This is a genomic window from Flavobacterium sp., from assembly GCF_044341265.1.
In the GTDB taxonomy this organism is placed as follows: domain Bacteria; phylum Bacteroidota; class Bacteroidia; order Flavobacteriales; family Flavobacteriaceae; genus Flavobacterium.
In genome coordinates, this window is sequence record NZ_JBIISA010000058.1 from 1 (window position 1) to 6,221 (window position 6,221).

6 protein-coding genes are annotated in these 6,221 nt (G+C 30.2%); 1 reads left to right on the top strand and 5 read right to left on the bottom strand.

The genetic code is table 11. The features are described from left to right. Positions 1 to 14: 14 nt before the first annotated feature. From ACIQ06_RS15790 to ACIQ06_RS15810, 5 genes are all read right to left on the bottom strand, one after another. Positions 15 to 590: a Maf-like protein gene (locus tag ACIQ06_RS15790; protein ID WP_396147888.1), complete on the bottom strand. Its 576-nt coding sequence runs from the start codon at positions 588 to 590 to the stop codon at positions 15 to 17. Next, positions 583 to 1,509: a geranylgeranylglycerol-phosphate geranylgeranyltransferase gene (locus ACIQ06_RS15795; RefSeq protein ID WP_396147889.1), complete on the bottom strand. Its 927-nt coding sequence runs from the start codon at positions 1,507 to 1,509 to the stop codon at positions 583 to 585. The genes ACIQ06_RS15790 and ACIQ06_RS15795 overlap by 8 nt, the downstream gene beginning before the upstream one ends. 77 nt (positions 1,510 to 1,586) lie before the next feature. Further along, complete coding sequence (locus tag ACIQ06_RS15800) at positions 1,587 to 1,964, bottom strand: four helix bundle protein (protein ID WP_345094868.1); 378 nt, start codon at positions 1,962 to 1,964, stop codon at positions 1,587 to 1,589. 76 nt (positions 1,965 to 2,040) lie between these two features. Beyond that, on the bottom strand, positions 2,041 to 2,568 hold the full coding sequence (locus tag ACIQ06_RS15805) for a KdsC family phosphatase (protein ID WP_396147891.1): 528 nt from the start codon (positions 2,566 to 2,568) through the stop codon (positions 2,041 to 2,043). Continuing rightward, complete coding sequence (locus tag ACIQ06_RS15810; RefSeq protein ID WP_396147892.1) at positions 2,552 to 3,313, bottom strand: Rossmann-like and DUF2520 domain-containing protein; 762 nt, start codon at positions 3,311 to 3,313, stop codon at positions 2,552 to 2,554. Before ACIQ06_RS15810 ends, ACIQ06_RS15805 begins: the two co-directional genes overlap by 17 nt. A gap of 156 nt (positions 3,314 to 3,469) precedes the next feature. Between ACIQ06_RS15810 and ACIQ06_RS15815 the strand changes: the two genes are divergently transcribed. After that, a partial coding sequence (locus tag ACIQ06_RS15815) for a cytochrome c biogenesis protein ResB (protein ID WP_396147893.1) occupies positions 3,470 to 6,221 on the top strand: 2,752 nt, incomplete at its 3' end.

Sequence of the window (6,221 nt, forward strand, 5' to 3'; positions counted from 1 at the left end):
TAAATTTACGCACTTTAATCCAAATAAGATGTTAAATAAGTATATACTTTTTCTGTAGGTAAACCAACAACATTAGTGTAAGAACCTTCAATTTTATGTATACCAATCAGACCAATCCATTCTTGAATTCCGTAGGCACCAGCTTTGTCAAATGGTTTGTAATTATCTAAATAGTAACGTATTGAATCATCAGATAATTCTCGAAAAGATACTTTTGTTGTTTCAAAAATAGTTTCCGTTTTAGTAGTTGTTTTAAAACAAACCGATGTAATTACTTCGTGCGTTTGATTGGATAACGATTTTAAAATTTGAAATGCGTCGTCATAATCCTTTGGTTTGCCCAATGCTTTGTCGTTTAACCAAACTAAAGTATCACTCGTAATCAAGATTTCATTATCTGCTAATTCACCTTCAAACGCTTTTGCTTTTAGTTCGGCAAGATAATTTGTAATTTCTTCTGCTTTTAAATTATCAGGATAGATTTCTTCAATTTCTTTTAGTCTAATTTCAAATTGTAAATCGAAATCTTTAAAAAATTGTTGACGTCTCGGCGAGCCAGAAGCTAGAATGATTTTATAATCTTTAAGCATTGTATTTGATATTTAAAGTAACAACTGCAATAGATAAAATTCCGAAGAAAATAATCCATTTTAAAAGCGTACTAATTTTTTTGTAATCGTTGTTTTCTTTTGCATTCCAAATTTGAACTAAACACATTATCATTGGAGCAATAACTAAAGCTAAAATGTATGCTAATCCATAAAACAAGTTGTTTTCAAATAGATACGTTTTTGAATAATACAACAAATACAAGCTTGGAAGCAATAACAATATGAAAGTAATTATTTTAGTTTTTGCAACACCGATAACTATTGGCAATGTTTTCATTTCTTCAAGAGTATCACCTTTTACATCTTGAATGTCTTTAATTATCTCACGAACTAGATTGATAATGAAAGCAAACTTGGCATAATCTAAAAGGATACTAAAAGCCAAAGTCATTTGTTTTCGGTTGATATCAAATGTATTTGGAAAAATGTCAAACATTCCAATAATAATAACACTGAAAGCAAGTAATAATGCAACAACAATATTACCAACTAAAGCTATTTGTTTCAAAGTACTTGCGTAAAAATAGAGTAGGGTTGCAATCAAAACAAAAACAACTGCAAAATTGGGATGCTCTACAGAATTCGCTAAAATGAATCCACAAGCAACTCCAGTTATAGTTAGTGAAGCATAAATAATATAGGCCTTAGATTCTGAAATTGATTTGCCAATAATTACTTTATTAGGCTTGTTTTCAGCATCAGTTTCTTGATCGAAAATATCGTTGATTACATAACCACCAGCAGCAATTAAAACAGTTGCTAAAATCAGCAAAGAATATTGCCAATACCAAAGTGAAAGCGGAATATTGATGAGTTCTAAATATCCAAACCTAATAACAATTTGCATTAATGCTATTAAAAGAAGGTTTTGGTAACGTATTAGTTTTAGGTATTTCATGTTAAAGTGTTCAGTGTTCAGTGTTCAGTGTTCAGTGTTCAGTGTTCAGTGTTCAGTGTTAAATAATGTTTATGAATTTACGATTTATCTTCTTTTACTCCAAACTTTTTTGGGTTTAGAATCATGTAATTTATCAATTTTCCTACTTCTTTTGAATCATTTAATAATTCTGTATATGTTTCATTTGTTATGTATTCACAAGCAATGGAATATTCTAACCAAACTTGAGTTTCAGAATTTTCAGCATCAGAATCGGTTAACTTACTATGAAAATGTTTTGGATAATCTCGTTTTCTGTATGCTTCAGCAATATTTGCAGAAACACTTCTTGATGATCTTCTTATTTGGTCTGTTAAAGAATAAGTTTCTTCTTTTGGGAAGGATTTTGAAACTCTAAATATTTTCATTGCTAAGGCAAATGATTTTTGATAAGCCAATAAATCTTGAAATGTCATAAATAACTAATTAACTGAATACTAAATTAACACAATCTAAGTAACTGAAAACTGATTACTGAACACTGAATACTTTTTAATCGTGTTTTCCGTTGTAATACAAATGCCATTTTCCTTGTACCTTCATGACTTGTTCTATAACTTCTCTAACAGCACCTTTTCCACCATTTTTATGAGAAATATATTTTGAAATAGCTTTGATTTCGGATACAGCATCTTGAGGACAAGTTGGCAATCCTACCAATTGCATCACATGATAATCAGGAATATCGTCGCCCATATACAATATATTTTCTGGCTTGATATTGTATAATTCGGTATATTCTTTAAAGGTTTCAACTTTGTTCGGAGAAGCCAAATGAATATCAGTTATTCCTAAATTTCTTAAGCGAATTCGAACACCTTCATTATTTCCACCAGAAATGATGCAAACATTATAACCACTTTCGATAGCAGCTTTCATGGCAAAACCATCGCGAATACTCATAATTCTCAACATCTCACCATTTTGAGAAACGTGAACGGAACTATCGGTTAAAACACCATCAACATCAAAAATAAAGGTGTCAATTGTATTCATTATTTCTTTATAACTTTTTGCCATTATCGATAATAGATTTGGTTAGAATTTTATAGATATCTTTCTGATTTTCATCAGTTAATATTGCTAAATGTTTGTTTATTGTTGAAGTGTCATTTCTTTTTGCTGGACCTGTTTGCGCTTCGTTAGGTTCCATTATTTGAACTTTTTTAGCAGTTTCCAAAATTAATGGTTTTAGAATTTCAAAGGGTACTTTGTGTTCGATACAAATATCACTTCCTATTTTATATAAGTGATTTACAAAATTGGAAACAAAAACAGCAGCGACATGTAAAGATTTTCGTTGTTCCGAATCAACATTGTAGACATGATCTGAAAGATGTTGAGCAACTTCAGTTAAAAGATGTAAATCAGCTTCATTTTGAGCTTCGATGCAAAGTGGAACCGTTGTAAAATCGACTTCTTTTTTCTTGGATAAGGTTTGTAATGGATAAAAAACGGCTTTTCTGTTTTTATCTGAAAGTTCTTCCATAGCAACACTTCCGGAAGTATGTGCAACTAATTTTTCAGAAAAAAATAAGGAATTAGAAACCGATTGAATGGCATCATCAGAAACTGAAATAATATATAAATCAGCATTTTTTAATTGCGAAATGTTATTTGTAATTTTATCAGAATCAATAAGATGCGAAACAGAATCAATATTTCTCGCATACACTTGACTCACTTCTAAAGTTGTAGTTTTAGAAATGGCTTTTATTAAATGTTGTGCAACATTGCCCGAACCAATTATAGTAATTGAAATCATTCGGTAAAAATATTGAAAATATATTTTACAGCACTAGTAAAAATTAATATTCTCAACGTCTCTTAAAAATCCCTTAAAACCATGTTATAATTTTAAAAAAATCCACAATTTTAATTTACTTTTGTGTCACTTTTAAAAAATCATTCCTAAATCCACATGGAAAAAATTAAATCTATACTTTTCTCAACACGTTTAATGGCTGTTTTATTTATTGGTTATGCTGTTGCAATGGCAGCTGGAACTTTTATTGAAAGCGCTTACAATACCGATACAGCTCGAGTTATTATCTACAATACTTGGTGGTTTGAAGCCATTCATATCTTTTTTTTAATCAATTTCTTCGGAAATATTTCAAGATATCAATTATGGAAAAAAGAGAAATGGGCTACTTTATTATTACATCTTTCTTTTATTTTTATTATTGTAGGTGCAGCAATTACCAGATACATAAGTTACGAAGGTATGATGCCAATTCGCGAAGGTGAAGCTTCAAATCAAATTTACTCTGATAAAAATTATCTAACCTATTTTGTGGATGGACAATATCAAGGAGAAATTAGAAGAAGAGTATTTGAACATCCATTATTGTTTTCTTCAGTGTCTCTGTTTCCAATTGCAGATAATCATTTCAATTTTAAAGATAAATTCAATGAGACTTCTTTTGAGGTAGAATATGAAAAATTTATTCTTGATGCTAAAGAATCAATTAAAGAAACGCCAAACGGAAAGTTTCATTTAAAAATGGTTGAATCTGGTGGAGGTGAACGTCATGAACATTATTTGAAAGAAGGTGAAGTTCAAAATATTCACAATGTTTTGTTTGCTCTAAATTCTTATATTAAAGGCGCAATCAACATCACAATTAAAGACGGAACTACCACAATCGAAGCTCCTTTTGAAGGAAATTTTATGAGAATGGCAGATAAATTTCAAGGAACAGTTGCTAAAGATGTAGTTCAACCGTTGATGTTTCGTTCACTATATAATATGGGAGGCGCACAATTTGTTTTCCCAGATCAACCTATAAAAGGAGAAAAAGATTATAAACCAAGTGGTGATTATAAAGCAAAAAATGGTGAAGATGCTTTAGTACTTAAGTTAAAAACAGAAGGTCAAGAAAAGGAAATTACTTTAGTTGGATCTAAAGGAAAACAAGGTGTACCACAAACAGTTAAAATTGGTAAATTAGAATTTACTTTTTTCTTTGGAAGTAAAGTTTACACATTGCCATTTAGTCTTAAGTTAAATGATTTTATCGCACAACGTTATCCAGGAACTGAAAAAAGATATTCATCATTTGAAAGTAAAGTCACTGTAATTGACGGAAATGACAAATTTGACGCAAGAATTTTTATGAATAATATTTTGGATTACAAAGGATTTAGATTTTTTCAAGCCAACTTTGATCCAGATGAAAAAGGTACTGTTCTTTCTGTAAATCATGATTTTTGGGGTACCTTAATTACCTACATTGGTTACTTTATTTTATTCTTTGCAATGATGGCCATTTTGTTTACAAAGTACTCACGTTTTGCTGATTTGAAACGAAAACTTGAGGTGATTAAAGATAAAAAGTCGAAATTGATTACCATTTTGGCATTAATGTTATCTTTTACTGGATTTTCTCAAAACCACGATAATCACGATGGTCACAATCATGGAAAAGAAAAAGTTCCTGTTAAGAGTGCAAAATTTAATTATGTTGATTCTATTTTAAAATATAAAGTTTCAGAGAAACACGCAGCTCAATTTGGACGATTAGTAATTCAAGATGAAGGTGGTAGAATGAAACCAATCAATACCTTTTCTTCAGAATTACTTAGAAAAGTTAGTAAGAAAGATACTTACGAAGATATGAATTCGGATCAAGTATTTGTTTCTATGACGCAGTTTCCTATTGCTTGGTATGAAGTTCCATTGGTTTATATTAAAAGTGGAAACGATAGTATTAGAAAAATTATCGGAATTGATAAAAAAGAAACCTATGCTTCATTAAAGTCATTTTTTGATGCCAAAGGAAATTATAAATTGTCACCTTATTTAGAATCGGCTTACAAGGCCCAAGTTCCAAGTAAATTTGAGAAGGATTTTATAGAAACTGATAAAAAAGTAAATCTATTAAATACAGCTTTGAGTGGTCAAATTTTAAAAATCTTTCCTGTACCAAATGATAAAAATAACAAATGGTCCTCTTATTTGGAGATTAATCATACCACAGGAACTTCATTGGATACTATAAAAAATGCACTTCCGATTTACCTAGATGCCTTGATGAAATCTTCACAAGATGATAACTATACTATGGCTAATACTTTCTTAGTTGGTATGGAAAATTATCAAAAGAAAGAAGGTAAAGCAGTAAGGCCAAGCGATGACAAGATTGATTCTGAAATCATGTACAACAAATATGATATTTTCAAAAATCTCTATTATTTGTATATGCTTTGTGGTGTACTAATGTTGGTTTTTACTATTGTAAACATCTTTTTTGAGAAGAAATCAATTCGAATAGTTATAAATGGTTTTCATGTATTCATAGGTCTTTTATTTGGTTTGCATACACTAGGATTAATCGCAAGATGGTATATATCAGGACATGCTCCTTGGAGTGATGCTTACGAAAGTATGATTTATGTAGCTTGGGCAACGATGTTTTTTACCTTAGCATTTGATAGAAAGTCTAAATTAACGGTTGCTTCAGGAACCTTTGTAGCTTCAATGATTTTGATGATTGCTCATTGGAGTTGGATGGATCCGGCTATTGCTAATTTGCAACCTGTTTTAAATTCGTATTGGTTAATGATTCACGTAGCAGTTATTGTTGCAAGTTATGGACCATTTGCATTAGGAATGATACTTGGAGTTGTAACATTAATACTGATGTTGTTTACAAATGATAAAAATAAAG

What these genes read in the sequence shown, in the direction of transcription:
- ACIQ06_RS15790 (WP_396147888.1), bottom strand. Translation starts at nt 590, where the DNA reads ATGCTTAAAGATTATAAAATCATTCTAGCTTCTGGCTCGCCGAGACGT.
- ACIQ06_RS15795 (WP_396147889.1), bottom strand. Translation starts at nt 1,509, where the DNA reads ATGAAATACCTAAAACTAATACGTTACCAAAACCTTCTTTTAATAGCA.
- ACIQ06_RS15800 (WP_345094868.1), bottom strand. Translation starts at nt 1,964, where the DNA reads ATGACATTTCAAGATTTATTGGCTTATCAAAAATCATTTGCCTTAGCA.
- ACIQ06_RS15805 (WP_396147891.1), bottom strand. Translation starts at nt 2,568, where the DNA reads ATGGCAAAAAGTTATAAAGAAATAATGAATACAATTGACACCTTTATT.
- ACIQ06_RS15810 (WP_396147892.1), bottom strand. Translation starts at nt 3,313, where the DNA reads ATGATTTCAATTACTATAATTGGTTCGGGCAATGTTGCACAACATTTA.